This is a genomic window from Acinetobacter indicus CIP 110367 (assembly GCF_000488255.1).
Taxonomy (GTDB): domain Bacteria; phylum Pseudomonadota; class Gammaproteobacteria; order Pseudomonadales; family Moraxellaceae; genus Acinetobacter; species Acinetobacter indicus.
In genome coordinates, this window is record NZ_KI530755.1 from 148779 (window position 1) to 165902 (window position 17124).

At 47.1% G+C, this 17124-nt stretch carries 12 protein-coding genes; 7 read left to right on the forward strand and 5 right to left on the reverse strand.

The genetic code is table 11. From position 1 onward, the window contains the following. Positions 1-47: 47 nt before the first annotated feature. Both P253_RS09255 and P253_RS09260 read left to right on the forward strand, forming a co-directional pair. A complete protein-coding gene (locus P253_RS09255) occupies positions 48-380 on the forward strand; it encodes a DUF485 domain-containing protein (RefSeq protein WP_005180745.1) in 333 nt (110 codons plus the stop codon). Position 381: 1 nt separating this feature from the next. After that, a complete protein-coding gene (locus tag P253_RS09260; protein WP_005180743.1) occupies positions 382-2097 on the forward strand; it encodes a cation acetate symporter in 1716 nt (571 codons plus the stop codon). Between the two features lie 42 nt (positions 2098-2139). Here the strand turns inward: P253_RS09260 and P253_RS09265 are convergent, their stop codons facing one another. Beyond that, on the reverse strand, positions 2140-3039 hold the full coding sequence (locus P253_RS09265) for a hypothetical protein (RefSeq protein ID WP_016658759.1): 900 nt from the start codon (positions 3037-3039) through the stop codon (positions 2140-2142). A gap of 3 nt (positions 3040-3042) precedes the next feature. Next, the gene (locus P253_RS09270) at positions 3043-3567 is read right to left on the reverse strand and encodes a DUF697 domain-containing protein (RefSeq protein WP_005180740.1); all 525 of its coding nucleotides are present in this window, start codon (positions 3565-3567) and stop codon (positions 3043-3045) included. Positions 3568-3666: 99 nt separating this feature from the next. Between P253_RS09270 and P253_RS09275 the strand changes: the two genes are divergently transcribed. Then, positions 3667-4347, forward strand: coding sequence for an ion channel (locus P253_RS09275; RefSeq protein WP_005180739.1), 681 nt, complete (start codon positions 3667-3669; stop codon positions 4345-4347). A 172-nt stretch (positions 4348-4519) separates the two neighbouring features. After that, complete coding sequence (locus P253_RS09280; RefSeq protein WP_016658760.1) at positions 4520-6487, forward strand: BCCT family transporter; 1968 nt, start codon at positions 4520-4522, stop codon at positions 6485-6487. A gap of 65 nt (positions 6488-6552) precedes the next feature. On the opposite strand, the gene omp33-36 is transcribed toward P253_RS09280, so the two are convergent. Beyond that, a complete protein-coding gene (omp33-36, locus tag P253_RS09285; protein ID WP_255209518.1) occupies positions 6553-7443 on the reverse strand; it encodes a porin Omp33-36 in 891 nt (296 codons plus the stop codon). A 1221-nt stretch (positions 7444-8664) separates the two neighbouring features. Here omp33-36 and P253_RS09290 point away from each other — a divergent pair. Then, on the forward strand, positions 8665-10371 hold the full coding sequence (locus tag P253_RS09290) for a GGDEF domain-containing protein (protein ID WP_016658762.1): 1707 nt from the start codon (positions 8665-8667) through the stop codon (positions 10369-10371). A gap of 98 nt (positions 10372-10469) precedes the next feature. On the opposite strand, the gene uvrA is transcribed toward P253_RS09290, so the two are convergent. Both uvrA and tenA read right to left on the reverse strand, forming a co-directional pair. Then, positions 10470-13301, reverse strand: coding sequence for an excinuclease ABC subunit UvrA (gene uvrA / locus P253_RS09295; protein WP_005180735.1), 2832 nt, complete (start codon positions 13299-13301; stop codon positions 10470-10472). Positions 13302-13550: 249 nt separating this feature from the next. Continuing rightward, on the reverse strand, positions 13551-14228 hold the full coding sequence (gene tenA, locus P253_RS09300; RefSeq protein WP_016658763.1) for a thiaminase II: 678 nt from the start codon (positions 14226-14228) through the stop codon (positions 13551-13553). A gap of 267 nt (positions 14229-14495) precedes the next feature. On the opposite strand from tenA, the gene P253_RS09305 reads away from it, so the two are divergent. Both P253_RS09305 and P253_RS09310 read left to right on the forward strand, forming a co-directional pair. Continuing rightward, positions 14496-15578 carry a DUF475 domain-containing protein gene (locus P253_RS09305; protein WP_005180731.1) on the forward strand — a complete coding sequence of 361 codons (1083 nt, stop codon included), beginning with the start codon at positions 14496-14498 and terminating at the stop codon, positions 15576-15578. Positions 15579-15730: 152 nt separating this feature from the next. Beyond that, complete coding sequence (locus P253_RS09310) at positions 15731-17095, forward strand: MFS transporter (RefSeq protein WP_016658764.1); 1365 nt, start codon at positions 15731-15733, stop codon at positions 17093-17095. Positions 17096-17124: the final 29 nt, after the last annotated feature.

Here is a 17124-nt window from a genome sequence, read left to right on the forward strand (position 1 = left end):
CGAATTAAAAATTACGCCTAAGGCTGGGCGTTTCAAGGAGTAAAACTATGGATGAGGCTCAAGTAGATCGAATTCTACACAATCCAAAATTCAAAGAAATGGTTGCAAAAAAGCGTAATCTTAGCTGGACGCTTACCGCAATCATGTTAATCGTTTATGTCGGCTTCATGTTGTTAGTTGGCTATAACAAAGAGTTTCTATTATCTTCCATTTCTGGTGGCGTGACGACCTGGGGTATTCCACTGGGTCTGGGCATCATCGTGTTATCTTTCATTTTGTGTGCAGTGTATTCCTATATTGCGAATAACAAGCTGGATCAACTGAATGAAGAAGCAATGCGTGAAGTAGAAGCAATTGCACAACAAAAAGGACAAGACTAAGATGAAATGGACTTCATTGAAGGCGCAAGCTGCTGCAGCTTCAGCGTTGATGATGTCAGGTATGGCTTTTGCCGCACCTGATCTGGGCGCAGCAGAACAACAAGCCACCAACTGGCCTGCAATTATCATGTTCCTGATCTTTGTGGGTGCGACCCTGTTCATTACCAAATGGGCGGCGAAACAAACCACCAATACCAAAGACTTCTATACTGCCGGTGGTGGTATTTCAGGTTTCCAAAACGGTCTGGCTATTGCCGGTGACTATATGTCGGCTGCGTCTTTCCTGGGTATTTCCGCCATGGTGTTTATGTCAGGCTTCGACGGCTTGCTGTACTCACTGGGCTTCATGGTGGGCTGGCCAATCGTATTGTTCCTGATTGCAGAACGTTTACGTAACCTGGGTAAATACAACCTGTCTGACGTAGTTTCCTTCCGTTTATCAGAAAAACCGGTACGTACCCTAGCAGCATTCAGCTCGCTAGTCGTTGTCGCGTTCTATCTGATTGCACAGATGGTGGGTGCAGGTCAGCTGATCAAACTGCTGTTCGGTCTGAACTATAACATCGCGGTTGTGCTGGTTGGCTTATTGATGATGGCTTATGTCATGTTCGGCGGCATGCTGGCAACGACCTGGGTACAGATCATTAAAGCGGTACTGTTACTGTCTGGTGCAACCTTCATGGCCTTCATGGTAATGAAAGGCGTGGGCTTCAGCTTCACCAACATGTTTGAACAATCAATTCAGGTGTTCTCGAAGGTACATGACCTGAGCCTGGCTGATGCAGCCAATATCATGGGTCCAGGTAGCCTGGCATCTAACCCGATTGATGCGATCTCACTGGGTCTGGCATTAATGTTCGGTACTGCAGGTTTGCCACACATCCTGATGCGTTTCTTCACGGTAAAAGATGCCAAAGAAGCACGTAAATCTGTTGTGGTTGCAACCGGCTTTATTGGTTACTTCTACCTGTTAACCTTCATCATTGGTTTCGGTGCGATCCTGTATGTGGCTAATAACCCGCAATTCCTGGATGTTGCGAAAATGGCAGTTACTGGCAAGTTAGAACTTGTTGGTGGTAACAACATGGCTGCGGTGCACTTGTCTGATGCAGTTGGTGGCGACTTGTTCATGGGCTTCATTTCAGCAGTAGCATTCGCAACAATTCTTGCGGTAGTTGCTGGTTTGACATTGTCTGGTGCTTCAGCAATCTCACACGACTTGTATGCTAACGTATTCAAGAAAGGTCAAACGACTCCTGAATCTGAGCTTCGCATGTCTAAAATTGCAACTTTAGGTTTAGCGATCTTCGCGATGATTCTGGGTATTCTGTTCGAGAAACAAAACGTTGCGTTCATGGTCGGTTTAGCATTCTCTGTAGCAGCATGTGCAAACTTCCCAGTACTTGTACTATCTATGTTCTGGAAAGGCTTAACGACTCGCGGTGCAGTGATTGGTGGGGTAGCAGGCTTAGTTGCAGCAGTCACCTTGATTGTATTGTCTAAAGCAGTTTGGGTAGATACGCTTCAAATTTCTGACACACCAATCAACCCATTCAATGGTCCTGCGATCTTTGCAATGCCACTTTCATTCTTCTGCTGCTGGTTGTTCTCTATCACTGACAACTCTGCGCAAGCACAAGCTGAACGTAAAGCATTCGATGCACAGTTCGTACGCTCACAAACGGGTATTGGTATCTCAGGTGCATCTGATCACTAAGATGAGCAGGTATGCCATAAAAAAGCCCCGCAAGGGGCTTTTTTATGGCTGCGGTTTTTGCTTGCTGGCCCAGTAGGCCTGTAGTTTGCGATATAACGGTGATTCTTTTTCAAACCAGGTGGCTTTGGCATTCAGTAACAGCTTGGCGACCAGGTAGGCACCCGTGACCTGACCGACCACCGGTAGACCCAACAGCAGACCAATAAAGGCAATTTTACTGACCTTGATGCCAGATACTTTGGCCGCCATCCATTTAAATTCTGACCAGCTGATTTCCTGCTGCTGATAGCGCCGGAACAGTTCATAAATTGCCAGTGAAACACTGGCCACGGAGATGGCCGGAAAGTAGTCCCAGAAATGTTCATCATTCGGGTCTTTGGCGGTGACAATCACATCAATCGCATCTTCCACACTCTGGGTCAGCTCTTTGGTGCTGAGACCAGAACTTTCCAGACCCAACTGTGTCGCGATTTCTTCAGTGGTAAGCAGCGTTTCTTCAGGAGGGGCAGCAATCCAGTCTTTTCCGGTGCCAGTACCTTCGATGACTTTTAGTTGCAATTGCCAGCTTTCACCACTGTGCTGATCGGCCAGAAGCACATCAAAATCGGTATGGTCGCGCTGGTCCAGATACGCGGCATACAGACTGTCGCCATCTTCATGGTCCAGCCGTACAAATTCCATGTCATGCAACATGCCTTTGACCGTCGATACCAGCCCGACAATCTGCTGTTCATCAAAACCCTGTAAATAAGCCTGAATATCTTCCAGAGGGGCGTTTGCCAGTTCAGCATGGCTGCGTCTTAATGCAGCCAGTACCGCCTGATCCGCTTCAGTCAGTTGCGGCGTGCGCGCGTTCCAGGCCAGTTTGGCCAATACGGTGGTGATGGCCAGTGCATCAAAATTTTTACGGAGATAGTGAATCGGAGAGGACGATCGGGTCATGGCTTAATCCTCTGGCTGTTGCAGCTGCTCTGCCTGAGCTTGTCCCTGCTTTTTCCCTTGCTGGAATGCCTGTTTCCATACCGCTTTAATGCGTTCCTCACTGAGCTTTTCATTGCGGGCTTTATGAGAAAAATACAGATCGGCCACTTTCATAATCGCAAAAGTCAGGCCGTAGACCAGCGGAATGGTCAGCAGGCCGCCAAAGCCAAAGGTCACGGTTTTCCAGACCCCCAGTGCAATCTGCTGCGCGGCGATGCCCAAACCGACCAGCCCGATCAGTTCTTTGACCCAGTCCAGCGCTTCATTGTCGGTCAGTTTAATGCCGTGAATGGCAGCAATCCGGCTGGCAAAGTAGCCCTGTAAAGGCGTCAGAATCAGAATATCGGCAAAAGGCAGGGGCTGAATGGCGACACCGGCACAGGTGGCACAGGCCAGATGGGTGATTTTGGCAATTTTTTTATCCTGAGAAAGGTCATCCCGGAATTCAATCTGGGTGATTTCTTGACGTACTTTTTCTGTAATTTTCATACAAAGGAGTGATCTGTCTGCGCTTTTAAGCATGCTATGGTAATCAGAACAAAAAAGAAAGTGATGTCCGCATTACACCAAGATACCCAGGATGTGCCCATGCAAGCATTCATTGATTTATGGAAAGGATTCCGGCTGTTGCCTTCGGCCTGGCTGCTGTTAATGCAGTTTTTTATTCTCGTATTGTCGCTGCTTAGCCATCATGCCACCTATCGCGTGCTGATCTGGATGCTGGGTGTGGTGGTATTGCTGTTAATTGCCAAAGTCATTCGCCAGACCCCGATGTTTACTTTTTTAGGGCTGAGCTTTGTCACGGGCGCCTTGTTCTTTTCTCTGCTGATTGTGCTGGGGGTTAATAACCCGACCGTGCTGGTGATTAGTCATGCCTTTGAAGCCGCGGCCTATTTAAGTGCGGCCTATGGTTTGCTGCGTTATATGTTTGAAGACCGTTACCTGACTCGCGATGAACTGTTTGCCGCCGGCGCAGTATTCACCTTAATTGCCTGGGCGTTTGCCTTTGTTTACAATATTTGCCAGATACTGGATCCTTCCAGTTTTTATCATCCGACCCAACCAGATTTACAAAGCTGGCTGGATCTACTGTTTCTGAGTTTCAGTTTGCAGTCTGCCACCGGCCTGTCTGACCTGATGCCGATTGGTCCGGCAGTACGGGTGATTGCCATGCTGCAAATGTTTTGCGGGGTGATGTATCTGGCCTTAATTGTTTCCCGGCTGATTGCCCTGCAATACATTCGTCATTTGCCCAGAAATAAAGATTAATCATCGGCTTGGGCTATTGTGTTACAGCAGTTCAATAGTGTTTCTGCTGCGAGAGGACTAAGCTGTGCGCGAGTTTAAGCTCACGACACTCATCTTTTGTTCACCTTTGCGGTGAATGCTGCCCGGACCTAAAGCGTCTGTCTATCATCTTTAAAAATAAAATGGGGGAGTTATGCCTTCCGAAAAATTGCCCTGGTGGGGCAATATCAATCCGAATGTATTTATCAGTACGGTCGCGGTTATTGCGATTTTTCTGGCGGTGGTGCTGTTGGCGCCCAATAGTTTTGAACTGCTGACCCAGCGCATGAACCAGTGGATTACTGATTCTTTTAGCTGGTTCTATGTACTGTCAGTGGCGGTATTCCTGATTCTGCTGATTTATATTGCACTGTCCGATATGGGCAAAATCAAGCTCGGTCCGGACCATAGCCAGCCGGAATATCATCAGGGTTCCTGGTTTGCGATGCTGTTTACCGCCGGGATGGGCATTGGCCTGATGTTCTTTGGCGTGGCTGAACCGGTGATGCACTATGTCTCGCCACCGGTCGGTGAGCCGGCCACCATCCAGGCAGCGCAGCAGGCGATGCGTATTTCTTTTTTCCACTGGGGTATTCATGCCTGGGCCATTTATGCGCTGGTCGGGTTGGCACTGGCTTATTTTGCTTACCGGCACAATCTGCCGCTAAAAGTCCGTTCGGCCTTGTATCCGCTGATTGGCTCAAAAATTTACGGCCCACTCGGAGATGGGATTGATACCTTTGCCACGCTTGGCACTGTCTTTGGAATTGCCACCACTTTAGGTTTTGGTGTGACCCAGATCAATTCGGGGCTGAATTATTTATTCGGTATTGAGCAAAGTGCCAGTACCCAGATGATCCTGATTATTGTGGTCAGCAGCATGGCGTCTTTGTCGGTGTTTTTTGGCTTGGACAAAGGTATTAAACGGCTGTCAGAGCTGAATCTGGTGCTGGCGGTGGTGCTGCTGTTATTTGTATTTATAACGGGGCCGAGTATCTATTTACTACAAACCACCATTCAGAATATTGGTCAGTATGCCTCGAATCTGTTTCATATGACCTTCAATTTATATGCCTATCAACCGAGTGGCTGGATTGGGGGCTGGACCATCATGTACTGGGCCTGGTGGATTTCCTGGTCGCCATTTGTGGGACTGTTTATTGCCCGGGTGTCCAAAGGACGCAGTATCCGTGAATTTATTGTGGGAGTAATGCTGATTCCAACCGGTTTTACTTTGGTCTGGATGGGTTTTATGGGCAATGCCGCGCTGAATAGCATTTTGCATGAGGCGAACCTGCAACTGATGACCGCGGTACAGCAGGATTCCTCGGTGGCCCTGTTTGAGTTTTTAAGTAATCTGCCTTTTGCTTCCATCATGAGTCTGCTGGCGACCCTGCTGGTGATGCTGTTTTTTGTTACTTCGGCAGATTCGGGTGCGCTGGTCACAGATTTTCTCACTGCAAAAACAGAACATTCTCCGGTCTGGCAACGGCTGTTCTGGACCGTGTTGATGGCGGTGCTGGCGATTATTCTGCTATTGGCAGGTGGCCTGAGTGCGCTCCAGTCGGCCACCATTATGAGTGCCTTGCCATTTACCTTCATTCTGCTACTGATGTGCTGGGGCCTGCTCAAAGCCCTACGGCTAGATGTCACCAAAATGAACGCCTTGCAGGAAGCTCGGATTACGCCGCGTGCCATTCATAATCCACGCAGCTGGCAACAGCGTCTGGGGCTGATCATGCATTATCCGCATAGCCAGGCCGAGGTGGAACAGTATATTCAGACTCAGGTACAGCAGGCTTTTGAGAATATTCAGAAGGAGTTCCAGAAGCGGCATCTGACTGTGTCGATTGATTCGCTAGCAGATGGCCTGCGTTTAAAGGTCGATCATCAGCATGAGATTAACTTTATTTATCAGGTGGTGTCCCGTGAAACTGTGCCGCCGAGCTTTATGCCAGAAGTTACGGCCGATGCACCATTTTATCAGGCCGAGGTATTTTTAAGAGAGGGCGGGCAGAACTACGATGTAATGGACTGGACCCAGGAAGATTTACTGCAGGATATCCTGGATCAATATGAACGGCATTTATATTTCCTGAGTATTGTACGTAGTCCGGAATAATCATTTCTTTCAAACAAAAAAAGACGCTCATAGAGCGTCTTTTTTACATCAGTTTCTAAATCAGATTAGAAACGGAATTTAGCATTTAAGCCAACAGTTTGAGTATCTACTGCTGCATTTTCAGCGTTAGCATTTACATAGCTTGCGCCAACTGCAACTGCTGGAGTGATGAAGTAGTTTACGTTTGCACCCCAAGCTGAATCAATTAGGAAATCACCGCTAGTTTCAGCATAAGAAGCACCTACGCTAAGAGCAGGCGTTAAGTAAAGATCAGTTTTCAGGTTGTACGCTGTGCTTTCACCGTAAACAAGGCCAGTTTCAAAACCGATTGCCATGTTTGTACCATCAATTGCACCCACGTATTTAGTACGTGCAGTAATAGCATCTTGATCTTCATTGATTGTTAATGCTTCACCAACGGCTTTAACTGCACCATTTGCAAGTGTACCGAAGGCATCAACAGCCATTGTGTCAGCAATGCTGGTATAACCTACAGCAACCAGAAAGTTTGGTGCTAGCAATGCACCCACTTCTAATGCATAGCGGTCGCCATTGTCATCAGCAGTAAATTCATTTTTGCCATCGTTGTGCGTGTGGCTATAAGAAGCGCTTGCATAGGCTGGAACGAATTTTGTCGGAATGTAAGCTTCAGCTTTAGCACCGTAAACATGAGATTCTACATCTGAACGACCACCTTCACGTGGCGCATCGTATTGACCATATTGGTAAGCTAAAGAAAAGTTAGATGCTTGGTTTAAAAATGCAGCTTCAGCTAAAGGCCCTTTAGTTGAATCAACATTTTTGAAGTAGTAAGTACCTTGAACTGCACCAGTAAAGTTTTGATCGTTTTCAGTTGTATCTAGGAATTCTGATTGACCTTGAACTTCAAATTGGTACGCTTGAGCACCGGTCATGGCTAATAATAAAGCTGTGGCTAAACCGAGTTTTTTCATGATAGTTACCAGTTTTGTTAAAAATGGATTAAACAATAGGCATTGTATTGTAACAATTTATTAAGTCAATGAAGACAAAGGAGATTATTTAGTTGAGTAATTGCTCTAAAATGTGCATGGGCGAAAAAGTAGTCAATTGATAAATCTGTTGTCAACCTAAAAAGTGTATAAAGAACAAGCGGCTAAATCTCATTTGCGAAAGAAAAGTGTTTGCTGCCTCACTTTTCTTTATAGTTAATATGAATTGATTCAATATAAATTATCTATAAAAGCAATCTAATAAAAATGTGAAAAGCAGCGCATAAAGCTTAAAAAATGAAACTTAAGACCAGGATTATGTAGCTGAAATTGATAATGCTTTACTTTTTTTCTACGTTTTCTGGTTTTTATAGGTCTAAATTCGCTGACTATTAATACTGGTTAAACTAAAAGTAGACTATTTTAATAGGCTTTACAAAAAGTGTGATGAGTATCATAATGGCTAGATAAAGTTATACCGTTTGGTCGGCTTTATCGAAATTGTGATTTCGGTCATGATTTTTCTTGATGCAGGACTAGAGGTTAGAGGAACTGCACTGAGATTCTCCACAAAGTTTTACTTTTTATATGCCCAGCTTTCCCCAAGGCTGGGTTTTTTTTATGCCTGAATCCTGTAGTCAGGATTAAAAACCGCTTAAGTATAAATTTATGGTGCACTATATTGGTGCAATATTTCTTGAATTAAAAAGCGCTATTGAATATATGACCATAAAAAAATCCCGGTTTTCAACGAAAACCGGGATTTTTTAGCCAAAATTTGCGGGAAAATTTAAAATTCTGCTGAGGAATATCTAAAGTCGCCCCAATGCGGTGCATTATGCACTTATTTGATGCAGCTGTAAAATGTTTTCTTTAATTTTTTATACAATTTTTAAAACCTTATTTTTATTATATAAATCATTGGCTTATATTTAATTTTTAAGAGAATGCAATCTCGGTTGCCCTTCAAAAAAAATAGAAACTTACTCTAATTTCGTCGGTTTTTATTCAATTTAATCAATAAATTTGTTAACCTTGTCACAATTTTTTAGTTATCTTGCTGATTTATTCGACTTATAGTTGAATGAACGCTACCGCTGTCCTGTTATTTTTTCCTCAGCAGTGTGGTCATCCGCTTCAGGTCGTTGCTCTGCCTTTGTTGATTCAATACGTTCAGTTCATGCTCATGGTAGTGAGGTTATAAACATGTCCCATCGCTTGCATTCAGAGAATACTAAGCAGCGTCTGTTTATTTCTATGCTCATTATCATCCTGTCGATTCTGTTTATTTCGGTTCCGGTGACGCTGAAGAGTTATCGCTCTTATCAGCAGTCCGATGTGGTGCTGACCGAAATTTCAGTCTTACGTCATGTGGCCGATCTGGCCAATGAGATTTCACGCGAACGTGGTCCGGCCAATAAGGTCATGTCCAGTACTCCAGATGAACTCAGTGCCAACCTGAAAGAGCTGACCCTGTTTCGAGAGCGGGTCGATCTGCAGATTGAACACACCATGCAATTGTTAAATAGCGCCGGTTTTGCTGCACAGGCCAATGCCTTGACCACCGATTTAAAACCGGCTTTGGCAAAAGGACGTGCTGCGGTGGATGCCTATGCTGCACAACCCTATGCCCAGCGCAGTTCAGCACAGCTGGATCAGGCCATTCAGGCCATGTTTCGTGCCTGGGATGAAGTCTATGAGGTGCTGAAGCATGTCATGATGCAGTCGGAAGGCAAAAAGACCATGCTGTCGGAGTCCTATAGTCTGATTCTGGTACTGGCCGATTTACGTGATCAGGCCGGACGTCTGGCCTCGACGATTATGGCGGCCGTGACTTTTAAAGAACCAATTCCTGAACTGAACCTGGCTTATTCCTTACAGAGCCAGCGGCAATCTTATTATTTATGGGATCTGATCAACTCGATTCAGCCTGAACAGCACAAAACGCCTGAATACCTGGGACTGCATCAACAGGTTAAACAAAAATATCTGGATCAGGGGGTTCCTATTGTCAGCCAGCTGATTGAAGAAAGTCTGCATGCGCGCCCGTATTCGTTAAGTGGGACTGAACTGACCCTGAATATTGTCGATAAATTTACGACGGTGGTGAATCTGCAGAAATATCTGCTGGATTATAGTGTCTGGCTGGCCCAGCAGGAGCGTCATGCTGCCTGGCAGCAGTTTATTCTGACGCTGTCGGTGTCGATTATTTCTTTGCTGGCGGCGCTGTTTACCATGGTCTATGCGCGTTTTAAGGTATTTAAACCTTTAATTGAAGCGCGGGATCTGATTTTAGAGTTATCTGAAGCCCAGCCGCAGACGGCCACAGCTCCAGATTCCTCACCCACCTCTTTATTTGCTGCGCTCAAGCAGTTGCAGACACGTTTGGCTGAACGGGATTTGCTGGAATTCCAGCTACGCAATATGGCCAATACCGATACCCTGACCGGGGTTTCCAATCGTCTGGCGCTGGAAGAATATATTCAATATCTGAATCAGAATCCGGACAAGCTCCATCAAACCGGTTTAATTATTATTGATATTGATGACTTTAAAGAGGTCAATGATCAGTATGGGCATATTGTCGGTGACCGGGTGATTCAGGGAATTGCCGAAGTGTTAAAACACAGTGTGCGTTCATCTGATCTGATTGTGCGTTATGGGGGCGATGAATTCCTGATTCTGATTGAGCAGATTGATCTGGACGGGGCCTTGAGTATTGCCGAGAAATTACGTCAGGAAATTAGCCAGAATGTTCTGACCCTGCCGGGACTGGACACGCCGTTAAATATTTCTGTCAGTGCCGGGGTCGCCGCAGATGCAGGCAGCTGGATGGAACTGTTTGGCCGGGCAGATCACTCCTTATTTAAGGCCAAAGAGAAGGGGCGGAATAGGGTGGAAAGTATGCTCTAAACCGTAAATTAAAATAGAAAAATATTTTAAATATATATCTTGATATTTTTCAGGTGAATCTAATAACAAAGAAAAGGGCTCCTCAGAGCCCTTTCATTTTATTTTAACATCGGTTTCAGGAATTTTCCGGTATGGGAGGCTTTCACTTTCACCACCTCTTCCGGGGTACCTTCGGCAATAATCATCCCGCCGCCGGCACCGCCTTCCGGGCCTAAATCCACAATCCAGTCTGCGGTTTTAATCACATCCAGATTGTGTTCAATCACCACAATGGTATTTCCCTTGTTGCGCAGCTCATGCAGGATGTCCAGTAGTTTGGCAATGTCATGGAAATGCAGGCCAGTAGTCGGTTCATCCAGCACATACAGGGTTTTACCGGTATCCCGCTTGGCCAGTTCGCGTGCCAGTTTGACCCGCTGCGCCTCACCGCCAGATAAGGTGGTGGCTGACTGACCCAGACGGATATAGCCTAAACCGACCTGATTCAAGGTTTCCAGACGGCGGTGAATCACCGGAATGGCATCAAAGAAATGCATGGCATCTTCGACCGTCATTTCCAGCACATCGGAAATATTTTTGCCTTTGTAATGCACTTCCAGGGTTTCGCGGTTATAGCGTTTGCCATGGCAGGCATCACATGGCACATACATATCTGGCAGGAAGTGCATGGCGACTTTAATCATGCCATCACCTTCACAGGCCTCGCAGCGTCCGCCTTTAACGTTAAAGGAGAAACGGCCTGCCGCATAACCGCGGCCTTTGGCTTCAGGTGTCTGGGCAAACAGTTCACGAATCGGGGTAAACAGACCGGTATAGGTGGCCGGATTGGAACGCGGGGTACGGCCAATCGGACTCTGGTCAATATCTACCACTTTATCCAGAAATTGCAGTCCTTCAATGGTGTCAAACTTTTCCGCACTGAGCGTGGTGGCGCCATTCAGCTGGGTTGCGGCCAATGGCAGTAGGGTACGGTTAATCAGGGTTGATTTGCCCGAACCGGATACCCCGGTAACACAGGTCATCACGCCTAAAGGCAGGGTCAGATCGACATTTTTCAGGTTATGGCCACAGGCACCCATCAGCTTGATCTGTTCATCCGGTTTAGGTGGCTGAGTGCGCTGTTTTGGTACTTCAATCTTGAGCTTGCCCGACAGGTATTGACCGGTCAGAGAGTTGGCATTGGCCGCCAGTTCCTGATAGGTCCCTTCGGCAATCACATTCCCGCCATGTACGCCGGCGCCTGGCCCGATATCAATAATATGGTCTGCGGCGCGAATCGCATCTTCATCATGTTCGACCACCAGTACAGTGTTGCCCAGATCACGCAGGCGAATCAGGGTTTCCAGCAGGCGGTCATTATCACGCTGATGCAGACCAATAGACGGTTCATCCAGCACATACATCACGCCCATTAAACCGGCACCAATCTGCGACGCCAGACGGATGCGTTGGGCCTCACCACCCGAGAGCGTTTCGGCAGAGCGTGACAGACTCAAATAGTTCAGGCCGACTGAGACCAGAAAGTGCAGACGTTCACGGATTTCCTTAAAAATCTTGTCGGCAATTTCGCCTTTGGCACCTTCCAGATTTAGGTTCTGATAGTAATGCTCGGCGTCACCAATCGACATTTTGGTAATCTGGCTGATGGTTTTGTCTTTGACTCGCACATGACGCGAAATTTCATTCAGACGTGAACCATCACAGGCATCACAGGCGGCATTGGAGAGATACTGCGCCAGGTCATCGCGGACATAATTACTTTCCGTTTCACGATAGCGGCGTTCCAGATGTGGCAAAATTCCTTCAAACGGCTGTACCCGGTTGTGACGACGACCACGTTCATCGACATAGCTCAGGTCAATTTTTTCCCGGCCACTGCCGTAGAGGAATTTTTTCTGGGTGTCTTTGTCCAGTTCATTCCAGGGCGTATCCAGCGAAAAATCATAATGATCGGCAACTTTTTGCAGCATGCCATAATAATAAGGACGCTGACGGTCCCAGCCACGAATTGCACCCTGGCTTAAAGAAAGTTCCGGATTGGGAATGAGCTTGTCGGCACTAAAATGGCTTCGTGTGCCCAGGCCATCACAGACCGGACAGGCACCAAACGGATTGTTAAATGAAAACAGGCGCGGTTCCAGTTCGGCCACGGCACGGTCACATTCCGGGCAGGAGTGTTTGGCCGAGAACACCCGGTCCGGATGTTCACCTTTCATCCACGATAAAATCGCAATATCTCCACCTAAACGTAAAGCGGTTTCAAAACTTTCGGCAATACGGTTGCCCAAATCATCCCGGACTTTAAAACGGTCGACCACCACTTCAATACTGTGTTTTTTCTTTTTGTCCAGTTCTGGCGGCGGATCAATCTCCATGATTTCGCCATCTACCCGGGCACGAACAAAACCCTGGCTTTGCAGTTGTTCAAACAGATGGGTATATTCGCCTTTACGTTCACGTACCACGGGTGCTAACAGCAGCAGGGCGGTACCTTCTTCCAGACCTTTAACCACATCGACCATTTCAGACACGGTCTGCGCCACCATCGGCAAGTCATGTTCCGGACAGTAGGGCGTACCCACGCGTGCATAGAGCAGACGTAAATAGTCATAAATTTCGGTAATGGTGCCGACGGTAGAACGCGGGTTGTGACTGGTCGATTTCTGCTCAATGGCAATGGCCGGACTTAAGCCTTCAATCGAGTCGACTTCCGGTTTTTCCATTTGTGACAGGAATTGGCGCGCATAGGCCGAGAGCGATTCGACATAACGGCGCTGCCCTTCGGCATACAGGGTATCGAAAGCCAGGGAAGATTTACCTGAACCGGAAAGTCCCGTAATCACCACAAACTTGTCGCGTGGAATATCAAGGTTCACATTCTTCAGGTTATGGGTACGTGCGCCTCGAATACGGATATGACTTTGGCTCATGCAATGATCCTAGAAAATTCATTTAAAACCTCTATATGATAGCGCATGAAAAATGTTCAAGTGCAGGCTTAAGGTATTTCTACGTCAAATTATGTCGGTTGATTGCAAATAAAGGCCAAGATCTGAAAACGACAAGGATAAAAAATTGTCAGGATAAAGAATGTAGGGATCAAAGCGCACAAGAATGAAAGAGAGCTGTCGGCCCTTGTGCAAGTCTGCTGATCTTGCACCAGGGCGAGTAATCAAAGATTAGTTGCTGCTGTCCAGTCCCGGCCAGTTACGCTGTGCATAGGCACTGTCCCAGAACAGCCATTCCAGTTCAGCAGCACGGGTATAGGCCTGACGCATTTTCGCCAGTGTGTCTTCATCACAGCGCTCGGCCACGCGGTCAACCGTGGCAATCACATTGCGCACTGCGGTATGGAATTCTTCGCCGGCATAGGTATCGACCCAGGCCTGATACGGGTTGTTGGCGGCCGAGTTACCGACAATATCTTTACCGACTTCGGCATAAATCCAGAAACATGGCAATAATGAGGCCAGCACCACCGGATAGCTTTCTGACCAGGCAGTGGCAACCAGATAACTGGTGTAATGATGGCAGGCCAGGGTCAGCGGTGTATTTTCAAACTGTTCTTTGCTAATGCCAAAATCCTGCATAAAGCCGTTATGTAGCGAACGTTCCACCACAATCGCCACCTTGGCGGCTTCGGCAAACTGGATCACATCATCAGCATCAAAGGCTTTGGCAGCACACACCGCCAGCGCGCGACCATAGGCCAGTAAATAATGCGCATCCTGAATCACATAGTGGCTAAAGGCCTCACGACTTAGGCTGCCTTGCGCCAGCTCCTGGTTAAAGGGCAGGGCCAGGGTGTTTTGATACAGTTCTAAATTCTGTTGCCACAATTGTTCAGAAAAACGCATGTCCGGTTCCTGTAAAGCATCAAGATCAATGCCCAAAGACTAGCATACTTGCGCCGCAAAGATGAGCGGCTTTGATTTGTATCAGAATAAACAAAAAAGCATACGAAGTGTTTTGGCATCGTCATGAAAAAGCGTCATAATAGCGGCCATATCTCTATCGCCGAGGTCCTGCATCTCTTCAGCAGGATGCACGCGGCGCATTCGGTGTAATTCAAGTTTAATATTTACCGAATTTCTTTATCTAATAATGTCATAGGTCGATTTGTCATGATGAAACATTTTGGTTTCTCTATTGCATTTACGATCGTGTGTCTCGGTTTGTCTGCTTATTGGGGCTATACCCACGGCCCGGAAGCAGGCCTGAAAACCATGTTCACAGCACTGACCATTACGGCCATTCTCGCCATTATGGAAGTGTCGTTATCGTTTGATAACGCGGTTGTTAACGCATCAGTCCTGCGCGGTTGGGACCATTTCTGGAAAATGCTGTTCCTGACGGTCGGGATTCTGATTGCCGTATTCGGTATGCGTTTAATTTTCCCGGTGGTGATTGTTGCCGTCACAGCCGATATGGGCATGATGGAAGTGGTGCAGCTGGCACTGAATAATCCGAAAGAATATTCGGCCAAATTAATGGCGCATCATCCTGAAATTGCAGCATTTGGTGGTGCCTTCCTGTTAATGGTGTTCCTGAACTTCTTTCTCGATGATGAAAAAGACACCCACTGGTTCCGCTGGATTGAGCGCCGTTTATCCAATCTGGCCAGCGTACCGGCCATGTCGGTCTTTATTGCGCTGGTGGCCTTGCTGATCATGGCGGCCAATGTGGTCGAAGATAAACGTCTGGTGGTGACCATGGCCGGCATCTGGGGTATCGTGATCTATATTGGCGTACAGGTATTGAGTCATTTACTGGGTGGCGAACCTGAAGTCGATGAAAATGGCAATGCAATCCGCCATGATGAAAATGGCGTACCGACCGGTGTGGTGAAAGCCGGTATTGGTGGCTTCTTGTATCTGGAAGTGCTGGATGCCTCGTTCAGTTTTGACGGTGTGATTGGTGCTTTCGCGATTACTTCGGATGTGGTGATCATCATGCTGGGTCTGGCGATTGGCGCGATTTTCGTGCGGTCGATGACCATTTATCTGGTAGAAAAAGGCACCCTGGATGCTTATATTTATCTGGAACATGGTGCGCATTATGCGATTGGTGCACTGGCCTTTATCATGATTGCCAGCGGAACCGGTTTACACGTCCCGGAAGTGGTCACCGGCCTGATTGGTGTGGCCTTTATTGTCTGGGCGGTATTTGCCTCAATTCAATATAAAAAACGTCAGGCACTGCACTAAGTTGCAGTCTGATCGGAAGAAGGTGCAAGCAATTGCACCTTTTTTTATGACTGGTAGTTCAGATGCAGAATATTGTGCTGAATATCGCAGCATCTGCAGCATGAATGATGTAGGATATTCGCATACAAAATTGTTGCACTTAGCCTATTGATATGATGAATGCCTTAGAACGCCGTTCAACTTTTGCCTTAAGCAGTATTTTTGCCTTACGCATGTTGGGTCTGTTCATGATTATTCCGGTTTTCTCGGTGGCAGGGCAATCCTATCAATATGCAACCCCGACCTTAATTGGTCTGGCGGTTGGGGTGTATGGTTTGACCCAGGCCATCTTACAGATTCCATTTAGCCTGATTGCTGATCGCTATAGCCGTAAACCGCTGGTGGTGCTTGGACTGTTACTGTTTGCTTTAGGCGGTGCCATTGCTGCAATGTCAGAGACCATTTATGGGGTCATCATTGGCCGGGCCATTGCCGGTGGCGGCGCAGTCTCTGCCGTGGTGATGGCTTTACTGGCCGATGTCACCCGGGAAGAACAGCGCACCAAAGCCATGGCCATGATGGGCATGAGTATTGGTTTATCCTTCGTGATTGCCTTTAGTGCCGGGCCGTGGCTGACCGGACTGGTTGGTATTTCCGGGCTATTCTGGGTGACCACCATTATGGGACTGGTAGCAATTGCCATGTTGCTGCTGGTGCCTAAAGTCACGCGCTATCATCGTAATTTCCAGCAGGGCTATTTGCTGCAACTCAAACAGGTGCTAAAAATGGGCGATTTAAACCGCCTGCATCTGTCAGTTTTTACCCTGCATTTACTGCTAACGGCGATGTTTATTTATGCACCACCGCAGCTGATTGAATATGCCGGTTTGCCATTGTCCAGCCACGGCTGGGTGTATTTGCCGCTGCTGGTGCTGAGTCTGTTTTTTGCCTTCCCCAGTATTATTCTGGCGGAAAAATATCGCAAAATGCGCGGTATTTTCCTGACCGCGATTGGTGGGATTATTCTTGGCCTGATCGTGATGATTTTTGGTTTTGAATCTAAATATATCCTGCTGATTGGACTGGGCTTGTTCTTTATTGCCTTTAACGTGATGGAAGCGCTGTTACCATCCTGGTTATCGAAGGCGGCACCGATTCAGTCCAAAGCCACTGCAATGGGCGTCAATGCCAGCAGCCAGTTCCTCGGTGCCTTCTTTGGCGGCATGATTGGCGGGCAACTGTTACTGCTGAATAACACGGCGATGGGTTGGAGTATTCTGACCGCAGTTGCTATAATTTGGCTGCTGATGAGTTTTGGTCTGGCCCAGCCGCGTTATCTGTCGTCGATGGTATTTCGCCTGCCTGAGGCCAAACAAACGGATGAGTGGACTTCTCAACTTTTGGCCATTCATGGTATTGAAGAAGTCGTGGTGATGTCTGAACAGCAAGTTGCCTATATAAAAGTCGATAAACAGCAAATTGATGATGCTGCGCGACAACAATTAACGCACTTGTTGGGTAAAGAGGTAGCCATTTAAGCATAACTCTTATAAAGTAAATAATAGAA

Excerpts from the sequence above, each read along its gene's own strand:
- P253_RS09290 (WP_016658762.1), top strand. The coding sequence starts at position 8,665 with ATGTCCCATCGCTTGCATTCAGAGAATACTAAGCAGCGTCTGTTTATT.
- uvrA (WP_005180735.1), bottom strand. The coding sequence starts at position 13,301 with ATGAGCCAAAGTCATATCCGTATTCGAGGCGCACGTACCCATAACCTG.
- tenA (WP_016658763.1), bottom strand. The coding sequence starts at position 14,228 with ATGCGTTTTTCTGAACAATTGTGGCAACAGAATTTAGAACTGTATCAA.
- P253_RS09270 (WP_005180740.1), bottom strand. The coding sequence starts at position 3,567 with ATGAAAATTACAGAAAAAGTACGTCAAGAAATCACCCAGATTGAATTC.
- P253_RS09260 (WP_005180743.1), top strand. The coding sequence starts at position 382 with ATGAAATGGACTTCATTGAAGGCGCAAGCTGCTGCAGCTTCAGCGTTG.
- P253_RS09310 (WP_016658764.1), top strand. The coding sequence starts at position 15,731 with ATGATGAATGCCTTAGAACGCCGTTCAACTTTTGCCTTAAGCAGTATT.
- P253_RS09255 (WP_005180745.1), top strand. The coding sequence starts at position 48 with ATGGATGAGGCTCAAGTAGATCGAATTCTACACAATCCAAAATTCAAA.
- P253_RS09265 (WP_016658759.1), bottom strand. The coding sequence starts at position 3,039 with ATGACCCGATCGTCCTCTCCGATTCACTATCTCCGTAAAAATTTTGAT.
- P253_RS09305 (WP_005180731.1), top strand. The coding sequence starts at position 14,496 with ATGATGAAACATTTTGGTTTCTCTATTGCATTTACGATCGTGTGTCTC.
- P253_RS09275 (WP_005180739.1), top strand. The coding sequence starts at position 3,667 with ATGCAAGCATTCATTGATTTATGGAAAGGATTCCGGCTGTTGCCTTCG.
- P253_RS09280 (WP_016658760.1), top strand. The coding sequence starts at position 4,520 with ATGCCTTCCGAAAAATTGCCCTGGTGGGGCAATATCAATCCGAATGTA.